The organism is Parasalinivibrio latis, from assembly GCF_036825535.1.
GTDB lineage: Bacteria > Pseudomonadota > Gammaproteobacteria > Enterobacterales > Vibrionaceae > Parasalinivibrio > Parasalinivibrio latis.
The window spans coordinates 1607115-1628770 of the sequence record NZ_CP098813.1; the positions used below are offsets into that span (position 1 = coordinate 1607115).

Below are 21656 nucleotides of genomic sequence, written 5' to 3' on the forward strand. Positions count from 1 at the left end.
TCACAGCATTTTAGGGAGAAGATATGAAAGCGGTAATCAGAACTGAATACGGGGATCCTGATGTCTTTTCTGTCGTACACCTTGATAAACCTAAGCCCAAGCCGAACGAAATTCTTGTAAAGGTAGCAGCAGTTGCTGCTACATCAGGAGATTCAAAGATGAGAGGGTTACAGGGATTGCCCCCTTCAATGCGTTTTATTACCCGGCTTGTTTTTGGCGTCAGTAAACCCAGGAACCCAATTCTTGGTTCCTGCTTCTCTGGTACAGTAGAACAGATAGGTGACAACGTCACTCAATTTGTCGTCGGGCAGGAGGTATTCGGCAGTACCGGGATGAAACAAGGCAGCTATGCAGAGTATGTCTGTCTTCCCCAAACGGGTGTTGTGGTCAGTAAACCTAATGAGATGTCATTTGCAGAAGGTGCATCCATGTCCTTTGGTGGCACTTCGGCGCTAAGTTTCCTTCAAAAGGCTGGAATTCAGCCGGGTGAGTCAATATTAATCAATGGTGCTGGCGGGGATGTGGGCTTGGCTGCCTTACAATTGGCAAAGGTGTTCGGTGTTACGGAAATTACCGCTGTTTGCGGAACAGATAAAACAGAAACGGTTAGCCGGATGGGCGTGCGACGGGTGATTGATTACCAGAATGAAGATTTTGCCGGAATGGATGACCGCTATGATGTGATTTTTGATACGGTCGGGAACCTTGATTTCAACAGATACAAGGCGAAACTCAAAAAAGGCGGCAGGATGTTATCTGCGTTTTTCCCTCTCTCTGCTCCACTCCGGGCAATGGTCATGAACCCTCTCAGCAGCCAAAAACAAGTTTGCATTGTCGCTGAAGAGAGTGTTGGCGCGCTCAACTACCTTGCTGAACTATTCCAATCAGGGACTTTCAGGCCATTGGTCAGCCATTCATGGCCCATGGATGATGCTGCCAAGGCACATTGGTACATCCAAAATGGTCACAAGCTGGGAAGTGTTGTGTTGCTTCCTTAAAGAGGAAGCAACATTTCTACAATACCGTCTTCCATTTGCACATCGATGGAAAAACCAACTTTTTGTGCCAGCGCAATCATTCCTCGGTTTGAAGGCATAGTAATACCTGACAGGCGTTGAAGCGGCGTCGACTTTGCATAGCGGATTATTTTGTCCATCAGAATACTTCCCAAACCAACACCTTTAAGGTCAGAACGCACCAGTACGGCAAATTCTGCGTCGATAATCTGGGGATCAGCTAACGCGCGAACCACACCCAGAATATCCTCTTTCCCTCCTAACCGTGATACAGCGACAAATGCCATTTCCCTGTCGTAATCAATCTGGGTAAATTTTGCCAGCATCTCATGGTTCACTTCCCCAATGTCTGAGAAGAAGCGTTTGTAGAGGTCATCAACAGATACATTTTCGATAAAGCTTTTGTGGTTTGGCTCATCCTCCGGGAGGATAGGGCGTAGCAGGATTTCCCTGCCATCTTTCAGTGTTGCAGTCTCTTCCAGTTCTTTGGGATAAGGACGGATTGCCAGCCGTTGATTGATATCCCCTATGTAGGCGTTGAGGGTGAGTGAGGTATCTACGATCGTAAGCTGGTCCCCGGAAACCAACAATGGATGAATGTCCAATTCGTTAATTTCAGGGCAGTCAATAATCACCTGGGAGAGTGTGACGAGAAAATGGCACAGGGACGGGATATCCAGTGCATCAGGAATTCCCCTGAGCTTCAGTTTCCCTTCTTTTAACGCGCCAATAACCAGGTATCGCGCGAGCGCCATATTGAGCGGAGGAAGCGCAACAGCAGCATCCCTGGATATGTTCCATTCAGTGCCGTCTTCACCCAGTAAAATGACGGGCCCAAATACCGGATCCTTGCGTACGGTAACTCTTAACTCAAGCGCACCGGCACGGTTAGCCATACTCTGTACCAGCAAACCGTCAACCCGGGCATCAGGGAAAGAGATCCTTACCCTGTCGAGTATCGCCTGGGATGCAATAGAAACTTCCTTGGGGTTACGGAGGTTGAGCATTACCCCCTGAACTTCAGATTTGTGTTGGATGTCTGGTGATCGAAGTTTTATTGCTACCGGATAACCGACTTGTTCTGCAATAGAGACCGCTTCGGTGGCATCTGATGCCAGCCAGGTTGGAAGGACATTAAACCCAAACTCCTCTAAAAGGTTTCGGGCTTCATGGGTGTTCAGCTGGCATGCTCCCAAAGACAATGCTTCGTCAATCAGGTCACGGGTGCGGGTTGCATTGTATTCTATCTGGCCAATGGATACCGGCGTCTCCATCAACTGTCGTTGGTTACGCCTGTACTCCACAAGGTGCATGTAAGCTGACACTGCACTTTCCGGAGTGCGGTAAGTGGGGTAACCGGCGTGGGTAAAAGCAAGGCGTGCTACTACGGCTTCGTCTCCTTCGCCTCCCCAGTTGGTGAGGATATTAAACCTGCGAGCCCGAGGGTTTTCCTTTAAACGGTCAATGATGGCTTTGGAAGTCAGCAATCCTGGTGCAGTGACGGACGGGGAGTGCATCAAGAGAATGGCATCAGCCTCATCACTGTCGAGAATGATATCAAGGACCTTGAGATAGCGTTCTGTTGTTGCATCACCACCCAGGTCAATGGGGTTGGTGTTGGACCAATAAACAGGGAGAACCGCATCCAGCTTGGCATAGGTTTCATCACTGAATGTCGCGAGTTTCCCGCCCCGGTCAGCCAACGCATCTACAGCCATCAGCGCCGGGCCGCCCCCATTGGAGATGATTGCCAGCCTTTCACCCCGCAGTGGTACGGAATGGGCTAACGTCTCTACGGCGGCAAACAACTCGTGTGTATTTTTAACGCGCAGCATACCGGCACGGCGGATTGCAGCGTCATACGTTGCATCAAGGCCGGATTCCATCAGCGTGAACGTAGAGAGCGCCTTGCTTCCGGGTTCTGTCCTGCCTGCCTTGACGACGAGAATACGCCTGTTACGTGCTGCTGCTCTGGCAGCAGAGAGAAAACTTCGTGCATCCCGGATGTGGTCAACGTATAGAAGAATGGACTCTGTTTTGCTGTCCTGGCTCAGGTAATCGAGGGTTTCAGGAAAATCAATATCGCCGGTTTCACCGATACAGACAAAGCTGGAAAAACCGATTTTTTTGTCCCGAGCCCAATCGAGAATGGTGCTGCAGACGGAAGAGGACTGAGATACGAACGCTATCTTTCCCCGGTTGGCGGCGACAGGTGCAAAAGATGCGTTAAGGTTCAGCCAGGGCAGAATCAGTCCCAGGCTGTTAGGGCCGAGTATCCTGATCCCGTATTCCCGGGCGATGGATTGCATCCTGTTGAAGGTAATGTTGCCTTCACTGTCTTTGATTTGCTTGGTGCCTGCGGCAAGGATGATAACGGCAGGTACACCGAATTTCCCCAGTTCAGAAAGCAGTTGCAAACTCCTACGTCCGTGGGTGCAAAGAATGGCCAGATCCGGGACACGAGGCAATTTGTCTATAGATGGATAGGCAAGGATACCAGCGACTGCTTCATATTTGGGGGTAACCGGCATAATCGGCCCCTGAAACCCGCCGGACTGGAGGTTACGTGTCACGGTGTAGCCAGCTCTTCCCGGCGTATCTGAGGCACCGATTACGGCAACAGATTTTGGTTTGAAGAGTTTATCTAATTGATGCATGAGAACCTCGGGGAGTACCGGAATGCTGTTTGGGGTTATGTTACCTTTTTCTCCTAGTTGCACCCTGATTACATATTACGGTTGTGATCGGCTGCGCGAATTCTTGATTTGGCGACTTTTCATTCGTTTAGTCATACCCCTGCCGCTTTTTTTACCATTTTCGAAGTCAGTTCCGCTTTGTGTGTTGATTGACATAAGAACAGGGGGCAGAATGGTCAACAGTGACTTAAACAACGGACAGAAAATGAAAAACTTCGCCCCTTTTCTCCTTTTGGGATTACTGACAGGATGTGCTGGCTCAACAACCACAACAATTGTCAGTGACTCTGCAGAAATGTCTTCAGCGATGATGGAACAGCCTTCTGATATGGCATCCAATGAAATGGTGAGTACACCGGCGGAGAAACCTGCTCCTGAAGTTGCTGCAAAACCTGCACCAAAGCCAGCTCCAGTGAAACCGGCAAAACCTGCGGCGTCACACACTCTCTATACTATTCAGGTTCTGGCGTTAAGCCATGACCGTGGGTTTGCTGATTATGTCAATGCGCTTCCTTCCAATCAGCCGGTGTGGAGCAACAAAAAGGTCGTTGATGGTATTCCTTGGTATACACTGCTATACGGTGAGTACAGCAGCTATGACCAGGCTAAAAGTGCTTTGAAGGCTCTGCCTGGTACTATCAGGGAATATGGACCGTTCATCCGGAAAATGAATGAGATAAAAAGCAGCGGCACTCCGCTGAAGCGTTTGAACTGATTGTTTTAACGAAACTAACTGAACCGGCCATTGGCCGGTTTTTTGTTCTTTCACCAAAACTTTGCGCAACTTTTGCGTGTGATTAATCAATGTTTGGCAGCAAGTGGCTAGCATATAAGCGCAATTTGCCTAATGACGGGTGCAAGCAGAAGAGCATTCGAATATGATGTTTGACCATACCTGTATTGGGCTTATCAAGCCAAGTAATTAACTTTCCAGCTATGAGCGGAAGGTGGAGTTTGCAAGGAAATGACCTCTAAGAACGTTTTGCTTTTATGTGGTGGCGGCAGTTCAGAGCACGAAGTGTCGCTGGTATCTGCCGGATACCTGATGTCAGAGTTGTCCAAAATTGAAGGTGTGAATCCTATTCAGGTTGAAATCACCAACGAAGGCTGGAAGCTTAACGACGGAACCGTTGCTGAACTGAATCTCCAAAAAAAGTTGGTGAGTGAATCCGGTTCAACATCCATTGATTATGTGGTTCCTTGCATTCACGGTTATCCAGGGGAAACCGGCGAAATTCAGGCTTTTCTGGATCTGATCGGTTTGCCATATCTGGGTTGCAATACTGAAGCAAACATCATTTGTTTTAACAAGATTACGTCAAAACTCTGGTTTGATACGCTGGGTATTCCAAATACCCCTTATATCTTCCTGTCTGATGCCTCAGAGCAGAGCCTGGAAAAAGCTGAAGAAGCCTTTGCAAAGTGGGGCAAAGTATTCGTTAAGGCTGCGTCACAGGGGTCGTCTGTCGGTTGTTACAAAGTAACAGAAGCTGAAGGGTTGCGTCAGGCAATTCAAAACGCATTTGGCTACTCATCCCAGGTACTGATTGAGAAAGCTGTAAAACCACGTGAATTGGAAGTGGCTGCGTTTGAATTCAACGGCGAAGTCGTTGTTACCGCTCCTGGTGAAATATATTGCCCTGATGACAAATTTTACACCTACGATGAGAAGTACAGCGCAAACAGCGACAGTACCACCACGCTGGAGCCAGAGAACCTGGGTATTGAGCACGTGGTAGAAATCATGGAGTATGCGCATAAAGCCTTCGAACACCTGCGTCTGAAAGATTTGTCGCGCATTGATTTCTTCCTGACTGAAGACAATGAAATCTACTTGAATGAAATCAACACCTTCCCGGGTATGACTCCTATCTCAATGTTCCCTAAGCTGGTGGAGTTCAGTGGAACCCCGTTTTCTGACTTCCTTAAAGACAGAATATTTCAGTAATAGCGCACCGACAAAGGCGGAGTCATGGGCTCCGCTTTTACTCTCTTTCTACCTTCTTCCTGTGTTTGGTAAATGCCTCTTCGCTATGTCCCGTTAAACCGGCATACTGCGCAGGCATTGCAGGGCTTCGCCATCTTCCCTGGCTTTGAATGTCACTAAGGTTAAATCCAGCTTTTGATAGATCCAAGGCAGCCCCGGCCCGGGCGCTTTGTCCGGAAAAAACCAGTTCGCCTGTTAAGCCCAACATCTCGGAGGCTCGCCTGAACACCCGGTATACGGATGAGTGATCCATACTTTCGGAGCCGAGATTTTCGTGTCGGTCGATGCGTCGCAGAAGGTGACCGTCTGATATTTCAGTCAACATAAACCAGCGGTTTAACAATGTAGAAGCATGGTCACTGAGTCCAAGGGTTTGACCATCTACATTGATGTTGGCGCTGTTGCCATCAAACCATATATCAGACACTTCAAGCGCACACAGTTCCGAGCGTTTAAGAAGAGCTTCTAAACTCAGCGTCCAAATCAACAGATCCCTGATATCTTTCAACCGTGAGGAATTACCGATTTGCTTCTGGAGTTTTTCAAGGTGTTCTATTCGAAATGGCTGTGTTTTAGCCGCATCGTCAGCTTTTATATTTCCTAGTGACTGCAGGCAAAACCGAATTTGGCGGTGACGGGTAGGGTCTGTCAATTGATGTACACGGTGAATTAGGGAAAGGGTGGCTACGCATCGTTTTATGCTGGCCAGCTTGCGCGTTTCAGCCAGCTTTTCCAAATGTCGCCTGACAGTTGTTACGGCTGCTGGAAGAGGATTAACCTTGGCGAGTTGACAAAATTCAAGGAAGTTAATCCAGTCTTTCCTGAAGCCAAGTAAAGAGTTATGGCTATAGGATCCACCTGTAAGGTTGACCCAATCTGCTATTGAGGGCTCACCCTTACAAAACAGTGCGATACTGGCTTTCCGTTTGTCGGAATCGGTTATTGGGGCAATTTCTTTACGCATATTGAGCTCTGGGGAATAACCACCTAATGCACTATAACTTAATGCATTGTGCCTCAGTTGATCAATACACATCAGTTCTTTTGTTATAGTTTTCACATTCCAGCACAAAAGTGTGTCTCAGAAATGTCACACTCGCACTATCTCCTTCGACAAAGCTCAGAATTTCTCCTAATGTGTACTAATAGATAAATAATAATAAATTAGTTGCACTGGTGCAGAGGAAAGTATGACCAAACGCCTTTACCATAGGGGTTATAACATTGAGTACCTCGACTCTGGGGAATATGCTGCTCGCTTGGGTGGAAACCGAGTGGTCACAGCAGAGTTGCTGGCTATAAAGAAGTCCATCGATTGGTGGGCAGAAGCATCAATCTTCCGTGATCCTGCTGATTTTGAAGGAATGGAGGAGGAGTCTGAAGATACAACTCAAACTGAAGAACATAAAGAGTACAAGCTGGTAAATGATGACGGGCGTGTTGATACCTGGTACGTAATGATCGGCGGTAAGCTCTTTAAAGGCTCGCTAAAAATGCTGAAGCGTAAAATTGACCTAGAAGTTTTCAGGCAAAAAAGAGAAGAGGGAGAAACCCCGGCTTTAAAAGCCAAGCCAGATGACTCTCAGGCACAGAACAGTCCCTAACGAACCGTCATATTTCATGAAAAGGCTCTGTACTGTGCAAAGCCTTTTCTTTTGAAGCACTTTCTGGTTGTCTCTAGCTCTTTCCTTTCTCTACATCAACAAGATAGTCTCCAGCCAACCAATCTCTGCCGATGAGCAGTTTGTATTTCATTTTGTGTCGGTCCCGTAGATTTACATCCACATACTTGTAGTTACCTTCATATCCAAGTCTCAACTTGACGCTGTACCTGTGCTCAACGCCTTGTGCATTCCGGATCTTGTGGACATCTTCAATCACAGCTCGCATTTCTACCGGACGGCCTTTTTCGTCCTCAGTCGTGAAGTCGATTATTTTTCCACGGTTTTTCCGAGGGTTTTTTTCTCCATTCTCTACATGTATATGGGTTGCGTGTAAGGAGGTGACCGTAGCGCCTGTATCAATCCTGGCTGGAATTGTAATGTCCAAAGGCTTGATAGTTATGTCCTCAATAGGGCCAACAATGGTTTTATTGCCACAGGTTGGCTGGATATCCGTTTGTGCCCAAACGGTATGCGTGGATGCAATGGTGGTGGCTCCAAGAAGGACAAGTAACGCAAATTTTTGTCTCATTGTTTTAGTCATTTAGTTTGAAGACAGTGTTTCTTAGTCTTTTTGTGTTTCAATTAGTTCCAGACTTTAAATTGATTGCCTGTCCTTTAGCCATCAAGGTGTGGTTCGTTGCTTTTGCATTCCGGGAGGCAGCAGGTTTTGTTACTATCTGTTCCGGAAGTTTAACTGATGCGAAAGCAGGACACGTTATGAGTAACGACGGTAGCCGTCTGGTTTATTCCACGGATGTTGGCCGGATAAAAGAAGAAAAAAGTAAACCGGATCGCCCTAAAGGTGATGGTGTTGTCAGAATACAGCGTCAAACCAAAGGCCGGAAGGGCAAAGGAGTTTGTATTGTCACTGGACTTGATTTGGACGATGCAGCCTTGAAACTGGTAGCAGCGGAACTGAAGAAGGTTTGTGGTTGTGGTGGTTCAGTTAAGGACGGCACAGTAGAAATCCAAGGAGATAAACGCGATCAGATTAAAGCGTACCTGGAGAAAAAAGGCCATACCGTCAAACTGGCTGGCGGTTAACTTTCTGTCAGGAAAACGAAAAGCGGCGATATTGTCATCGCCGCTTTTTGGTTTTTAATACTTACAATTTGGTTTCACTGGACTCAGGACGGTTTTCGTCAGATTCAATAAGGGCTTCAAACCTATCATTCCCAATTAATGCTTCGAAATCCTGTTCTTCCCTTGCGGCGTCTTTCAGAGATGTGGCATGGGAGATCGCCAATTCCAGATCTGAAATCGCCTGACTTTCTGCACCAAGACGTGTATGGGCACAGGCACGCTGATATAGCGCGTTAGCATTTTTTTCATCTACTTCCAAAACACGGTTACAGATGCTTAATGCCCAGTTGAATTCGCCCATTTCCATTGCTGCATCTGCTTTGTGGGTAAGGGCTTCAAGATCGCCAGGTCGAATTTTCAGAATGTCGTTATAGCTCTCGATACGTTGTTCGGGTGTCTGAGAGTGCTGGGCGCGCAACCACAGGTTGTGGATTTCGTTAATCTTTTCAATTTCCCGGTTATTTTCGGAAATGATTCGGGTTTTGCGTCGCAATTCTCTTTCCATTGTCTGGAATTTCTTTTCATACAAGGCCGCGATTTCATCGAGCCTTTCATCTGCAGCTTTCTGGGTGTTGTTTCTTACCTCGCGGAGAGATTGCCAGCCAACAAGGGCGATCAGTGATGCAGCACCGGCGATCAGGTAGAAGAAGTAAGTAACGGTGACATTGGCATAGTTCATTGACTTGTCCGCCACGGAAAGCTCTCTATCCGTTATCTCTTCTATCATTCTTTTTTCAAGTGCCTGGTACTCCTGTCGGAGAGACTTGAGTTCATCAAGGATATAGCGCTCCATCAAAGGGCGATCAAGCATCTCTGACTGTGAATAGGATACTGGCTGTGCAGGTGAAGGAGGGGGAACTTCCTGCACTTCTTCACTGGAAAACCCCTGCGTTGATGTCAGTGTGAAAAAAACAAAGGCAGCGAACAATTGGCGCAGTAACATCATGGCCTCCGGATGTACTAAGTCAGTTAAATACATCGAAAATTTAGCAAAGATGTTACATATAAGAAATGAAAAAAGGGCGCCGAAGCACCCTTTATTGAGTTTTGTGATAATTAACGCTCAGAGGCGGCTTCTACCTTGCGGATTTTGCCTGATTCCAGACGTGCCCAGTAATCGGCAAGGTCACGCTTGATTTCCGGAACAAGAATGTAAAGGCCAACGATATTAACCAGTGCCATTGAGAAGATCATAGCATCGGAGAAGTCTATAACAGGCCCAAGGTTCATCGCAGCACCTATCACTACAAAAATGCAGAACTTAACCTTGAAGATGAGCTCGGCTTTTTTGCTTTCGCCAAACAGGTAGGTCCAGGCTTTAAGGCCATAGTAGGACCAGGAGATCATGGTTGAGAATGCAAACAACACCACGGCAATTGCCAGGATGTACGGGAACCAGCCTATAGCACTACCAAATGCGGCAGATGTAAGCTCTACACCGGCAAGGCCCGAATCATTATCAAGGTATCCCGTAATAATGATAACCAGCGCGGTCATGGTACAGATTACGACGGTATCAATGAATGGTTCGAGCAGTGACACAAAGCCTTCTGAAAGGGGTTCTTTGGTTTTTACTGCGGAGTGGGCAATAGCAGCCGAACCTACACCGGCCTCGTTGGAAAACGCTGCACGTTTAAAGCCCTGGATCATTGCGCCAATTACACCGCCTGCCACGCCTTCTCCGGTGAATGCACCATCGAGAATTGCACCAAACGCGTCATCGATAAGGTCAAAGTTAATTCCAAGGATTATCAAGGCTGCACCAACATAGATAACCGCCATAAAAGGAACCACTTTTTCGGTTACTTTCGCGATAGATTTGATGCCGCCAATGATTACGATACCTACGATGACAGCAAGGATCAGACCAAACAGCCACCCTTTATCAGCGAGGAAGGATGCATCTCCGCCAGTTACACCAACCACCTGCTTAAATGCCTGGTTTGCCTGGAACATGTTACCCCCACCCAGTGCGCCACCAATGGCACAGATGGAGAACAGTACAGCAAGGGTTCGGCCAAAGGCAGGGTTACCTCTATTGGCGAGACCTTTACTCAGGTAGTACATCGGGCCACCGGACACTGAACCATCCGGGTTGGTGTTTCGGTATTTCACACCGAGAGAACACTCAACAAACTTACTGGACATACCGAGTAATCCGGCGAGGATCATCCAGAATGTCGCACCCGCACCACCAATTGATACAGCAACAGCTACGCCGGCGATGTTTCCTAATCCAACAGTACCGGAAAGTGCTGTTGCCAAGGCCTGGAAGTGAGAAACCTCACCATCACCTTTTGATTTTGGATCTGTGTATTTACCACTTACGAGGTCAACAGCATGTTTAAAGCCCTTAAGGTTGATAAACCCCAGGTAAACTGTAAAAAACACTGCGGCTACTACAAGCCAAAGTACAATCCAAGGAACCTGAACGTCAGTAAAAGGGAAAGGAATGGTAGAGAAGATCATTCCTACAAATGGGTTGACGATAGGAGCCACGAGTTCATTAATCGTTTCATCCATGCCAGCGGCAGCGGCATTACCTGCAGCCACACAGCCTGACAAGGCTAGCAGTATATTCCGTTTCATTATGATTCCTGTCTTTATCCTGTTGTGTGTTTTTGTATTGATGTTGTGACGTCACATGTGTGTAACAATTCGCATTATTCCATCAAGAAACAAATTTGCAACATGATTGACTGAAATTGCTGATCAGATAAGGCAGTGGAAGTGACGGAAGAAATGGTTGTTTTATGTACTAGTTCACCGAAAAAACCAACAATAATGCGGGTTTCAAAGAGTTCTAATGTATTTGTTGAATCAATAATGCGAAACAACATGAAACAAATAAATAGCCTTTAAAAACCCATAAATAAGAATAAATGACCACAAGTGGCATTGGTTGTATGTATGGTAATGACAAAATTGTTTATTTTGATAAATGATAGAATCGAGGTGCATCTGAGCGTGGGAGGTGGATTAAATTCAAATTAGCTTCTTTTGCCTGCTTTACGGAAAAAGATGTGGGAGCACCAAGTGTGATCAAGGTTCCCAGTCTTGCTACAGATATTTTTTGTACCAGTTCAATGCTGCAACGACTGGTCATCAAAACGCCAAGGTTTTGAGGATTCAATCTGGATTTCACAACATGGCCTATCAACTTATCCAGAGCATTGTGTCTGCCGATATCTTCCCGGACATCCAGAATATGGCCTCGGGTGTCAATTAAGAATGCAGCATGGACTGCCCCAGAGATTTTTGATAATTCCTGCCACCTCCTGCTTTCCTCCCTCACACGGATAAGTTGTGCGAGTGATGGGTAAGGAGATGCACTCCCAGCGGTAAGGGCTGGTATGGCCTGGCTCAGGTTTTCGATGCCACAGATACCACATCCGGTTCTGCCAGACAGCTGGCGTTTGTGGTTACCAAGACGTGCTGCTGCACGGTTGGATAAGTGGATGTCGGCAAAAAGAGCCTCCTCGAGGCATTCTATCTGAACATCATGAATTTCAACCGGGGACTGAATAATGCGTTCAGACAGGGTGAATCCATAGACAAAATCATCAATATCCCGAGGGGTTACCATCATGACCGCATGGCTTATCCCGTTATAGCTGACAGACAACGGATACTCCGCAGGTAATAGGGAGTGACTGGTTTCCCTGCACCCTTGTTGATTCCATGCATGAGGGACGACAACAGGGGCTTCGTCGCTGTCGGCCATTATCTTTTTGAGTTGAAAATCTGATTTCATCTACAACATCCTTTTTGCATGGCATCCAATATAACTAAAGCAGGGATTCCGCCGGTCAGCTGTCTCTTTGCCGCCTTCTTGCTGAGGTCGGGGATACGCCAAAAAACTCTTTAAAACAGTGACTGAAATGTGTGGCGGTTACAAATCCACATGCAGCGGCCACTGAAGCGATTGAATCGCTGGATTGAAGAAGCAACCGCCTCGCATGCGTCATTCTCAATTCTAGGTAATACCTGCTGGGTGAAGTGTTCAAGTGTGTCTGGAACAATCTTTCGACCCGCCTCCGGGACGATCCTACCCAGGTAGCGAGTTCATTGATCGTCAGTGGCTCTTCAATATTTCCCGCCATAAGCTGCAAGGTGTCTCTCAACGTTTGAGGCAATGAAGGTTCCGATGCCGGGTTAAGCATGGGTTCATCACTGCGCTGTGTTGCCTTGTCGCATGCGAGAATTTCACGGACAGCCCTGAATACGTCTTTACCCTGTAACTCTTCTATCACACTTAGCATCATTTCGAGCGCACTGCTCGGCCCGGCAGCGGAAATCACTTTTTCCTCCAGGACAAAAGCCTGATCAGTCACTTTGGACAGGGGAAAATTTTCCCGGACGAAAGCATGGTTATCTGGATGGAGTGCAAACCGTCTTCCATTGAGTAAGCCTGCATGGGCCAGGGCGATAACGCCATTCCATATACCACCAAGGACAATACCCTGACGGGCAAGTCTTTTAAGCAAGCGGGTTAACTCCGGTATCGCCTCCAACTGGCTTCTGAACCCGCCGCAAACCAACAGCATGTCAGGGCGATATTCGGGGTTGGAAATTAACTCGCTTAAGCCGGTGTCAGTCGGTATTTCGATGCCTAAATCACTGATAACCCGGTTTGACTGAACGCCGACGGTGGTAAAGGTAAATCTCTGTGACGTTGTAACAAGATTTGCGGTTACCAACGCATCTGCGGCACTGGTAAACGTGACCAGGGAAAAGTGTTCGAGCAGGATAAATGCAACATTCAGTACTTCTACCTCGTGGTCGGGAGGCGGAAGGAATGAACGGTTAGTATCCCGCAATGAGCTGGTAAATTGTCTTGACTGGCTCATAGAAACACATTTTCTTCCTCTTCAAATGATGACAAGACTTTAACAGTGATTTTTACCCTCGTTAAAGTCCCAGCTGTTTGTGTATGTGTGTGCGACAGCGCAAAACCCGGATGGCCTTTTCATGCTGTTGTCGCTGTAACTGTCTGTGATTATGCATTTTTTAAAACAATGCAGCTTGGAGTGATTTTCGTAGATGCGTCAAAACGTCATGTCTGGACGTCGCAAAAACATCACATTCCGCCGCAACCGGGCATCCGACATAACTGAGTGGCAGATAGGATTTTGCAAAGTCGCAAAGTTTTGCTTTCAGGAACCGGTAACCACAGAAGCGGAAGTAAACGCAGTGTAGCCGGTACGCTATACACCATGGAGAGGCTGTGATGTTTTTCAAAGATGACCGCATTGAAGGATTCGATAACGAAGTTTGGCAGGCAATTATTGACGAGGACACCCGTCAACAAGACCACATAGAGCTGATTGCTTCTGAAAACTATACAAGCAAACGGGTGATGGAAGCGCAAGGCAGCCAGCTTACAAACAAATATGCGGAAGGTTATCCAGCTAAACGGTATTACGGTGGATGCGAGCATGTTGACGTGGTGGAGACCCTCGCTATCGAGCGAGCCAAGGCGCTTTTTGGTGCTGACTACGCCAATGTCCAGCCTCACTCCGGTTCGCAGGCTAATGCCGCGGTTTATATGGCGTTACTCAATCCGGGCGATACAGTTTTGGGGATGAGCCTGGCCCACGGTGGTCACCTTACCCATGGCTCAAAAGTCAGCTTTTCAGGGAAGATTTATCATTCGGTGCAGTACGGCCTGAATGAGGTTACCGGCGAAATCGATTATGCAGAGGTCGCTTCACTGGCTCGTGAACATAAGCCCAAAATGATTGTAGCTGGTTTCTCTGCCTACTCTCGTGTTGTTGACTGGGCGAAGTTCCGTGAAATTGCAGATGAAGTTGGTGCATTTTTGTTTGTAGATATGGCACACGTGGCCGGATTGGTTGCGGCTGATATCTATCCCAATCCGATCCCATTTGCCGATGTGGTGACCACCACTACCCACAAAACCCTTCGAGGCCCCCGCGGTGGCCTGATCTTGGCAAAAGCCAATGCAGAGATTGAAAAGAAACTTAATGCGGCCGTATTCCCCGGCGGCCAGGGTGGTCCTTTAATGCACGTGATTGCTGCTAAAGCCGTCGCCTTTAAAGAAGCGCTTTCTCCTGAGTTCTCCGATTACCAGGTTCAGGTGGTGGAAAATGCCCGTGCAATGGCGGATGTGTTTATCCAGCGTGGTTACGACGTTGTATCTGGAGGTACCGACAATCACCTTTTCCTTGTCAGCCTGATAAAGCAGGGAATCACCGGAAAGGACGCCGATGCAGCTCTGGGCCAGGCCCATATCACTGTGAACAAAAATGCTGTTCCCAATGACCCACAGTCACCTTTTGTAACCAGTGGCTTGCGTATTGGTACACCAGCAGTGACCAGCCGTGGATTTGGTGAAAAGGAAGTCGCTGAGCTGGCGGGATGGATTTGCGACATCCTTGATGATCTCGGAAACGATGATATTAACGCAACAGTTCGCAGCCAGGTTCAGGCGCTTTGCGAAGACTTCCCGGTTTATCGCTGAGCGATTTGGAATAACGTTTGAGTGGCCGGGTTTACCCCGGCCTGAGGAACATACCATGGCTATCAGCCTGTTTGATATGTTGAAAATCGGTATTGGGCCTTCAAGTTCCCACACGGTTGGACCAATGCGGGCTGCCAAAACATTTGTAGAGCAGTTGTCCGAAGATAAACTGATAGTGACGGTGTCACGTGTGGTATGTGAGTTATATGGGTCTTTAGGGGCAACCGGTGTGGGACATGGCACTGGACCGGCGATCCTGATGGGACTGGAAGGGGATACCCCTGAATGCATTGATCCTGATTCAGTTGAACCACGTCTGGAAAGCATCCAGAAAAACGGTACGTTAAACCTTGGTGGCGGGTTCGAATTGGCATACAGCTACGAAAACGACATGAAATATATACCGCTGGAAAACTTACCACACCATCCCAACGGTATGCGGCTGACTGCTACAGATTGCTCAGGAACTGTCTTGCTTTCCAAAGTCTATTACAGTGTGGGTGGCGGTTTCGTGTTAGATGAAACCGAAATTGAGCAGCCATTGGATGAACAGAATGTCGAGGTGCCTCACCCATTTTCCAGCGCAGCCCAGCTTCTTTCGATGTGTCGTGTTACCGGAAAGCGGATCAGTGACCTCATGATGGAAAATGAAAAAACCATCAGGCCGGAAAATGAGGTGCGAGAAGGCATTCTTGAGATTTGGCAAACAATGCAGGCATGTGTGAAACGAGGTATCAGCCAGCAAGGGACGCTGCCGGGTGGGTTAAACGTAAAACGCAGGGCAGCGGCACTCCATACCAAATTGAAGGAAAATGCGACGGGTAAGAACCGGCATCTGGCAGCCATGGACTGGGTCAATTTATATGCTCTGGCCGTGAATGAAGAAAATGCCGGTGGGGGACGCATAGTTACTGCACCGACTAACGGCGCAGCCGGCATTATCCCTGCTGTATTGCATTACTACATCAATTTCTGTGATGACGCTGACGAAGAAGGAGTGATCCGTTTCCTGCTCACAGCTTCAGCCATTGGTGCACTGTTCAAGATGAATGCGTCCATCTCTGGTGCTGAGGTGGGCTGTCAGGGAGAAGTCGGTTCAGCCTGTGCTATGGCAGCAGGTGGACTGGCGGAAGCGCTGGGCGGTACACCGGAGCAAGTTGAGAATGCGGCAGAAATTGGTATGGAACATAACCTTGGGCTGACGTGTGACCCCATTGGTGGTTTGGTACAGGTTCCCTGCATTGAAAGAAATGCCATGGCATCTGTGAAGGCGATTAATGCGGCTTCTATGGCTCTCCAGGGTGACGGTGAACATTTTGTTTCACTTGATGATGTTATCCGGACCATGCGTGATACCGGTAAAGACATGATGGATAAGTACAAGGAAACGTCGCGTGGCGGTCTGGCCGTCAACGTTATCGAGTGCTGATAAAACCCGTTTCAGGCGTGGCGGCCGCTCCGTCACGCAATTCTAGGGAAGGTAAGAGATGAGTAACTATTCCGGTTTTGGGTTGTTTAAACATGCCCTCAGCTACCATGAAAACTGGCAGCGGGCTTGGCGCAATCCCACACCAAAAAAAGAATACGACGTAATTATTATTGGTGGAGGCGGCCACGGACTTGCAACTGCGTACTACCTGGCTAAGGAGCACGGTATTACAAATGTTGCGGTCGTGGAGAAAGGCTACCTGGGTGGTGGTAACACTGCGCGTAACACCACAATTGTGCGTTCAAATTACCTCTGGGATGAAGCTGCTCATCTTTATGAACATGCGATGAAGCTGTGGGAAGGGCTTTCGCAGGACCTGAATTACAACCTGATGTTCAGCCAGCGTGGTGTGCTTAACCTGGGACATACACTCCAGGACATGCGCGACATTGAACGCCGCGTAAATGCAAACCGCCTTAACGGTATTGACAGCGAAGTATTGAACACTGCCGAGGTTCAGGAACTGGTTCCTATTCTGAACTGCTCGCCGGATGCGCGTTACCCAGTTCTTGGAGCGAGTTGGCAGCCGCGTGGTGGTACAGCCCGACATGATGCTGTGGCTTGGGGTTTCGCAAGGGCTGCTGATCAACTTGGGGTAGACCTGATCCAGCAAAATGAAGTCACTGGCATCCGTGTAAGTGAGGGTCAGGTTCAGGGTGTGGACACCAAGCGAGGCTTTATTGCCGGCAAGAAAGTGGCATGCGTAGCGGCGGGTAACTCCGGTGAACTGGCAAAAATGGTCAATATGACACTTCCTCTGGAGTCCCATCCTTTGCAGGCGATGGTTTCAGAGCCGCTTAAACCTTGTCTGGATACCGTTGTGATGTCTAACCATGTACATGGCTACATGAGCCAGTCTGACAAAGGAGACTTGGTGATCGGTGCCGGTATCGACAGTTATCTTGGATATGGCCAGCGGGGATCATTCCCGGTTATTGAACATACCATCGCAGCGATTATTGAAATGTTCCCCATTGTCAGCCGGGTTAGGCTGAACCGTCATTGGGGCGGGATTGTTGATACATGCCCCGATGCTTGCCCAATTATCAGCAAAACCCACATTAAAGGCCTCTATTTTAACTGTGGCTGGGGGACCGGCGGTTTCAAAGCCACACCAGGATCCGGCAATGTGTTCGCGCACACTATTGCGAAAGATGACCCGCACCCACTGGCTAAACCGTTCAATATTGACCGTTTTGTTACCGGCCATTTGATTGATGAACACGGCGCAGCTGGTGTCGCACACTAATACCACAGGAGGGAATCCGACATGTTACATATTTACTGCCCTTACTGTGGCGAAACGCGGGAAGAGGAAGAGTTTTCTTATGGTGGCGAGGCCCATATCGAACGGCCTTTGGACCCAGAAAGCCTGAGTGACAATGAGTGGGGTCGATACCTGTTCCACCGTAAGAACATCAAGGGCAGCCACCACGAAATGTGGTATCACGCCGCAGGTTGCAGGAAGTTTTTCAATGTTACGCGCAACACCGTAACTTACGAAATTGAAGAAGTTTACAAAATGGGCGAGCAGCCACCGTCTCGCACAAAGGAGGCCCAGGGATGAGCCAGCAAAACAGACTGGATACCGGCGGAAGAGTAAACCGCCAGTCAGTTCTACATTTTACGTTCAATGGTAAGACCTATCAGGGTTACGAAGGCGACACGATTGCATCTGCATTAATTGCAAACGGTGTGGATGTGGTTGGGCGCAGTTTTAAATATTCCCGCCCGCGCGGCATTCTTGGTTCAGGTGCCGAGGAGCCGAATGCAATCTTACAGGTGGGCAGCAGCGAACGTACCACGATCCCGAATATTCGTGCCACGCAGGCGGAGTTGTACAACAACCTGAATGCTACCAGCGTTGCCGGATGGCCAAATGTCGACTTCGATGTCATGGAAACATTCGGGAAAGTTGGTGGGTCCATGATGCCGCCGGGTTTTTATTACAAAACCTTTATGTACCCGGAAAGCATGTGGCCGACGTATGAAAAGTACATTCGTAAAGCTGCTGGCCTCGGCCGCGTCCCAACAGAATACGATCCAGACACCTATGACAAGATGAACCATCACTGTGATGTACTGATTGTTGGCGGTGGACCTGCGGGGCTTTCAGCCGCCCGTACATTGAGTGGGTCCGGCCTTAGGGTGATTATTGTTGATGAACAAAATGAGTTTGGCGGGTGCTTGCTCTCTTCAACGGCAGATTTTGATGGCAAATCAGCTTCTAAATGGGTTTCAGAAACGGTTCAGATGCTCCACAAGGACCCTGACGTAACCGTCATGCCGCGTACTACCGCATTTGGCTATTACGACCAGAATTTCGTTGGTGCGGTAGAACGGCGTACGGATCACCTTGGAGAGAGCATTCCGGGAGCCCGACAGCGCCTGCACCGTATTCGAGCCCGGCGGGTTATCCTTGCAACGGGTTCCCTCGAACGCCCGTTAGTGTTTGGAAACAACGACGTGCCGGGGTGCATGCTGGCGTCAGCCGTTTCGACCTATATTAACCGGTATGCAGTCGTACCTGGAGACAAACTTGTTCTGATGACCGCAAATGATCATGCGTACAATGCTGCGATTGATTGGTACAACGCAGGTCGTGAAGTGGTTGCCATTGTAGATACCCGGCAAGAAGCCACTGGGGAGTTGCCTGCCAAAGCTCGCAATCTCGGAATCAAAGTGCTTACCGGTCAGGCAGTGATAAATGTTAACGGCAAGAAGCGTGTCAGCAGTGTCGATATAGCCCGTATCAATCCAGAAGGTGACGCTGTCACAGGGGCTGTAAACCAACTGCAATGCGACACCGTTGCCAGTTCAGGTGGCTGGAGTCCGGTTGTCCACCTCTCGTGCCATTCAGGTGGGCGACCGGTTTGGCGCAATGATATTGCCGGGTTTGTGCCGGGTGCTACAGTTCAAAAACAACTGTGTGCCGGGGGAATCCTTGGAACCTACCAATTAGGAGATGTCCTTCAGGAAGGGGCTGGGGCCGGTTTAGCTGCCGGTGAGGCGTTGGAAGGCGCATTGATTGAAGCCAACTTTGCAGTGCCAGTTGTTGATGACCCGCAAGAGGCATCAGCAATGGCGCTGTACCATGTACCGCACACAAAGCCCACCAGCCGTGCACCCAAGCAATTTGTGGATTACCAGAATGACGTTACCGCCGCGGGCATTGAGCTGGCAACACGTGAAGGCTACCAGTCTATTGAACATGTGAAACGTTACACGGCACTGGGTTTCGGTACTGACCAGGGAAAAACATCCAATATCAATGGAATGGCAATCGCTGCAAAAGCGATGAACCAGACGATCGAGCAAACAGGCACTACAATTTTCCGCCCGATGTACACACCGGTTACCTTCGGGGCACTTGCCGGCCGCGATGCCGGACACCTGTTCGATCCATCCCGTTTTACTGCCATGCATATTTGGCACTTGCAACATGGTGCCAAGTTCGAGGATGTTGGGCAGTGGAAGCGCCCATGGTATTTCCCTAAAGAGGGAGAGTCCATGCAGGAAGCGCTCAACAGGGAATGCCTCTCCACCCGGCAAAGTGTGGGGATACTTGATGCATCTACACTGGGTAAGATCGATATCCAGGGTAAAGACGCAAGGGAATTCCTGAACCGGATCTATACCAATGCCTGGACTAAGCTTGCCCCAGGTCGTTGCCGCTACGGCATCATGTGTAAAGAAGACGGCATGATCTTTGATGATGGAGTGACATCCTGCATTGATGACAACCACTTCATCATGACAACCACGTCGGGTGGTGCGGCTGCGGTTCTGCAATGGCTGGAGTTGTGGCACCAGACCGAATGGCCAGAGCTGGAAGTCTATTTCTCAAGCGTTACAGACCACTGGGCGACGATGACCATTTCAGGCCCTAATAGCCGCAAGGTGTTGGAAAAGCTTGTTGATGGCCATGATGTAACCAACGAAGGCTTTCCGTATATGAGCTGGCAGACAATGAATGTCGCCGGGGTTGAAGCCCGTGTTTTCCGTATCAGCTTTACCGGTGAGCTGTCGTTCGAAATCAATGTCCAGGCTAACTATGGCCTTTACGTGTGGGAACAGGTGATGGCGGCTGGTGCCGAGTTCAATATTACGCCTTACGGCACCGAAACTATGCATATCCTGCGCGCAGAAAAAGGGTTCATTATTGCCGGGCAGGATACAGACGGTTCTGTTTCTCCGCAGGATATGGCGATGGACTGGATAGTGGGTAAAACCAAGGAGTTCAGCTACATCGGCAAACGTTCATGGACTAGGGATGACAACAGGCGTACTGACCGAAAAGAGTTTGTCGGTATCCTGACCAAAGACCCGAATGAAGTGATTCCGGAAGGGGCCCAGGCTGTTTTTGACCCTGAACAGCCAATCCCGATGACAATGGTTGGCCATGTTACATCTAGTTATTACAGCGCCTGTTTAGGACGTTCTATTGCCTTGGGCGTGATTAAGGGTGGATTAGCCAAAACGGGGGAGAAAGTCTATTTCCCGCTGGCTGACGGCCGAACCATTGAAGCCGAAATTTCCGCAAGTGTGTTCTACGATCCAAAAGGGGAGAGACAAAATGTCTGATGTCACCACGGTTGAGAGTAATACTGGCAATGTCGCAGAAAGGACAGTTGGCGGCAAATGGCAACCGCGCTTTGAATCCCCACTTCATCACGTGGAAATATTGGGGCAGCAAGTTCCGGCACCCACTGTGTTCATTAACGAAGAGGTTGGCCTCTCGCATCTGGTGTTACGGGGAAACCCTGCTAATCCGGAGTTTATCGAGGGAGCGAGGAAGGCGCTGGGTCTAGGCCTGCCTTTGGAAGCCGGGGCATCATCAGAAAATGATACTACCCGTGTTTTCTGGCTGGCGCCTGATGAATGGCTGGTTATCGGGGAACGCGGGAAAGCTGCTGATATTGAACAGAGTTTGCGGCAGAACCTGGAAGGACATTTTGCTGTCACGGACGTGAGTGGGGGGCAAACCCTGGTCACCTTGTCCGGCCCTAATGCCATGCAGGTGCTGAAGAAATCGACGCCATATGATGTCGACATGCGAAAATTTCCTGTAGGGAAATGTATTGGCACTGTATTGGCAAAAGCCCAGGTTCAGATGCGCCGTGTCAGCGAAGACAGTGTTGAGCTAATCATTCGTCGCAGCTTTGCCGATTATCTTTGGCTTTGGCTGGTAGATGCCAGCCGGGAGTACGGACTGGCTTATAAATAAAAAGAAAGCG

Annotated in this window: 18 protein-coding genes; 11 read left to right on the forward strand and 7 right to left on the reverse strand. The window is 48.8% G+C overall.

From position 1 onward, the window contains the following. Window positions 1-23 precede the first annotated feature (23 nt). Complete coding sequence (locus NF212_RS24250; protein ID WP_434361517.1) at window positions 24-998, forward strand: NAD(P)-dependent alcohol dehydrogenase; 975 nt, start codon at window positions 24-26, stop codon at window positions 996-998. On the opposite strand, the gene NF212_RS24255 is transcribed toward NF212_RS24250, so the two are convergent. Then, window positions 995-3673, reverse strand: coding sequence for a bifunctional acetate--CoA ligase family protein/GNAT family N-acetyltransferase (locus NF212_RS24255; protein ID WP_434361518.1), 2679 nt, complete (start codon window positions 3671-3673; stop codon window positions 995-997). The genes NF212_RS24250 and NF212_RS24255 overlap by 4 nt on opposite strands. Window positions 3674-3695: 22 nt before the next feature. Here NF212_RS24255 and NF212_RS24260 point away from each other — a divergent pair, with 22 nt between their 5' ends. Beyond that, entirely contained in the window at window positions 3696-4427 is a 732-nt protein-coding gene (locus NF212_RS24260; RefSeq protein ID WP_434361520.1) for an SPOR domain-containing protein, read from the forward strand. Between the two features lie 249 nt (window positions 4428-4676). After that, window positions 4677-5660, forward strand: a complete 984-nt coding sequence (locus NF212_RS24265; protein ID WP_434361522.1) for a D-alanine--D-alanine ligase — start codon at window positions 4677-4679, stop codon at window positions 5658-5660. A 37-nt stretch (window positions 5661-5697) separates the two neighbouring features. Here NF212_RS24265 and NF212_RS24270 read toward each other — a convergent pair whose 3' ends face one another. Continuing rightward, window positions 5698-6663 (reverse strand): tyrosine-type recombinase/integrase, encoded by a 966-nt coding sequence (locus NF212_RS24270; RefSeq protein ID WP_434361524.1) that lies wholly within the window; start codon window positions 6661-6663, stop codon window positions 5698-5700. A 226-nt stretch (window positions 6664-6889) separates the two neighbouring features. Between NF212_RS24270 and NF212_RS24275 the strand changes: the two genes are divergently transcribed. Then, complete coding sequence (locus NF212_RS24275; RefSeq protein ID WP_434361526.1) at window positions 6890-7303, forward strand: DUF3319 domain-containing protein; 414 nt, start codon at window positions 6890-6892, stop codon at window positions 7301-7303. Window positions 7304-7376: 73 nt separating this feature from the next. On the opposite strand, the gene NF212_RS24280 is transcribed toward NF212_RS24275, so the two are convergent. Continuing rightward, window positions 7377-7892, reverse strand: coding sequence for a RimK/LysX family protein (locus tag NF212_RS24280; protein ID WP_434361528.1), 516 nt, complete (start codon window positions 7890-7892; stop codon window positions 7377-7379). A 188-nt stretch (window positions 7893-8080) separates the two neighbouring features. Between NF212_RS24280 and yciH the strand changes: the two genes are divergently transcribed. After that, on the forward strand, window positions 8081-8407 hold the full coding sequence (yciH, locus tag NF212_RS24285; protein ID WP_434361529.1) for a stress response translation initiation inhibitor YciH: 327 nt from the start codon (window positions 8081-8083) through the stop codon (window positions 8405-8407). Window positions 8408-8468: 61 nt separating this feature from the next. Here the strand turns inward: yciH and NF212_RS24290 are convergent, their stop codons facing one another. The 4 genes from NF212_RS24290 to NF212_RS24305 all read right to left on the reverse strand — a co-directional run bounded on the left by NF212_RS24290 (window position 8469) and on the right by NF212_RS24305 (window position 13296). Next, on the reverse strand, window positions 8469-9389 hold the full coding sequence (locus tag NF212_RS24290; RefSeq protein WP_434362985.1) for a tetratricopeptide repeat protein: 921 nt from the start codon (window positions 9387-9389) through the stop codon (window positions 8469-8471). Window positions 9390-9502: 113 nt separating this feature from the next. After that, window positions 9503-11035, reverse strand: a complete 1533-nt coding sequence (locus NF212_RS24295; protein ID WP_434361530.1) for an alanine/glycine:cation symporter family protein — start codon at window positions 11033-11035, stop codon at window positions 9503-9505. A gap of 340 nt (window positions 11036-11375) precedes the next feature. After that, complete coding sequence (gene fdhD, locus NF212_RS24300) at window positions 11376-12200, reverse strand: formate dehydrogenase accessory sulfurtransferase FdhD (RefSeq protein ID WP_434361531.1); 825 nt, start codon at window positions 12198-12200, stop codon at window positions 11376-11378. A gap of 55 nt (window positions 12201-12255) precedes the next feature. Beyond that, window positions 12256-13296: a GlxA family transcriptional regulator gene (locus NF212_RS24305; protein ID WP_434361532.1), complete on the reverse strand. Its 1041-nt coding sequence runs from the start codon at window positions 13294-13296 to the stop codon at window positions 12256-12258. A 380-nt stretch (window positions 13297-13676) separates the two neighbouring features. On the opposite strand from NF212_RS24305, the gene glyA reads away from it, so the two are divergent. Genes glyA through NF212_RS24335 form a run of 6 tightly spaced genes read left to right on the forward strand, consistent with a single transcriptional unit; the run spans window position 13677 to window position 21646 of the window. Further along, window positions 13677-14930 carry a serine hydroxymethyltransferase gene (gene glyA, locus NF212_RS24310; protein WP_434361533.1) on the forward strand — a complete coding sequence of 418 codons (1254 nt, stop codon included), beginning with the start codon at window positions 13677-13679 and terminating at the stop codon, window positions 14928-14930. 55 nt (window positions 14931-14985) lie between these two features. Beyond that, window positions 14986-16359 carry an L-serine ammonia-lyase gene (locus NF212_RS24315; protein ID WP_434361534.1) on the forward strand — a complete coding sequence of 458 codons (1374 nt, stop codon included), beginning with the start codon at window positions 14986-14988 and terminating at the stop codon, window positions 16357-16359. 58 nt (window positions 16360-16417) lie between these two features. Continuing rightward, window positions 16418-17668, forward strand: coding sequence for a sarcosine oxidase subunit beta family protein (locus NF212_RS24320; RefSeq protein WP_434361535.1), 1251 nt, complete (start codon window positions 16418-16420; stop codon window positions 17666-17668). 21 nt (window positions 17669-17689) lie between these two features. Beyond that, the gene (locus NF212_RS24325) at window positions 17690-17986 is read left to right on the forward strand and encodes a sarcosine oxidase subunit delta (RefSeq protein WP_434361536.1); all 297 of its coding nucleotides are present in this window, start codon (window positions 17690-17692) and stop codon (window positions 17984-17986) included. After that, complete coding sequence (locus NF212_RS24330; RefSeq protein ID WP_434361537.1) at window positions 17983-21003, forward strand: sarcosine oxidase subunit alpha; 3021 nt, start codon at window positions 17983-17985, stop codon at window positions 21001-21003. The genes NF212_RS24325 and NF212_RS24330 overlap by 4 nt, the downstream gene beginning before the upstream one ends. Next, window positions 20996-21646: a sarcosine oxidase subunit gamma gene (locus NF212_RS24335; protein WP_434361538.1), complete on the forward strand. Its 651-nt coding sequence runs from the start codon at window positions 20996-20998 to the stop codon at window positions 21644-21646. Before NF212_RS24330 ends, NF212_RS24335 begins: the two co-directional genes overlap by 8 nt. The last annotated feature ends 10 nt before the right edge of the window (window positions 21647-21656 follow it).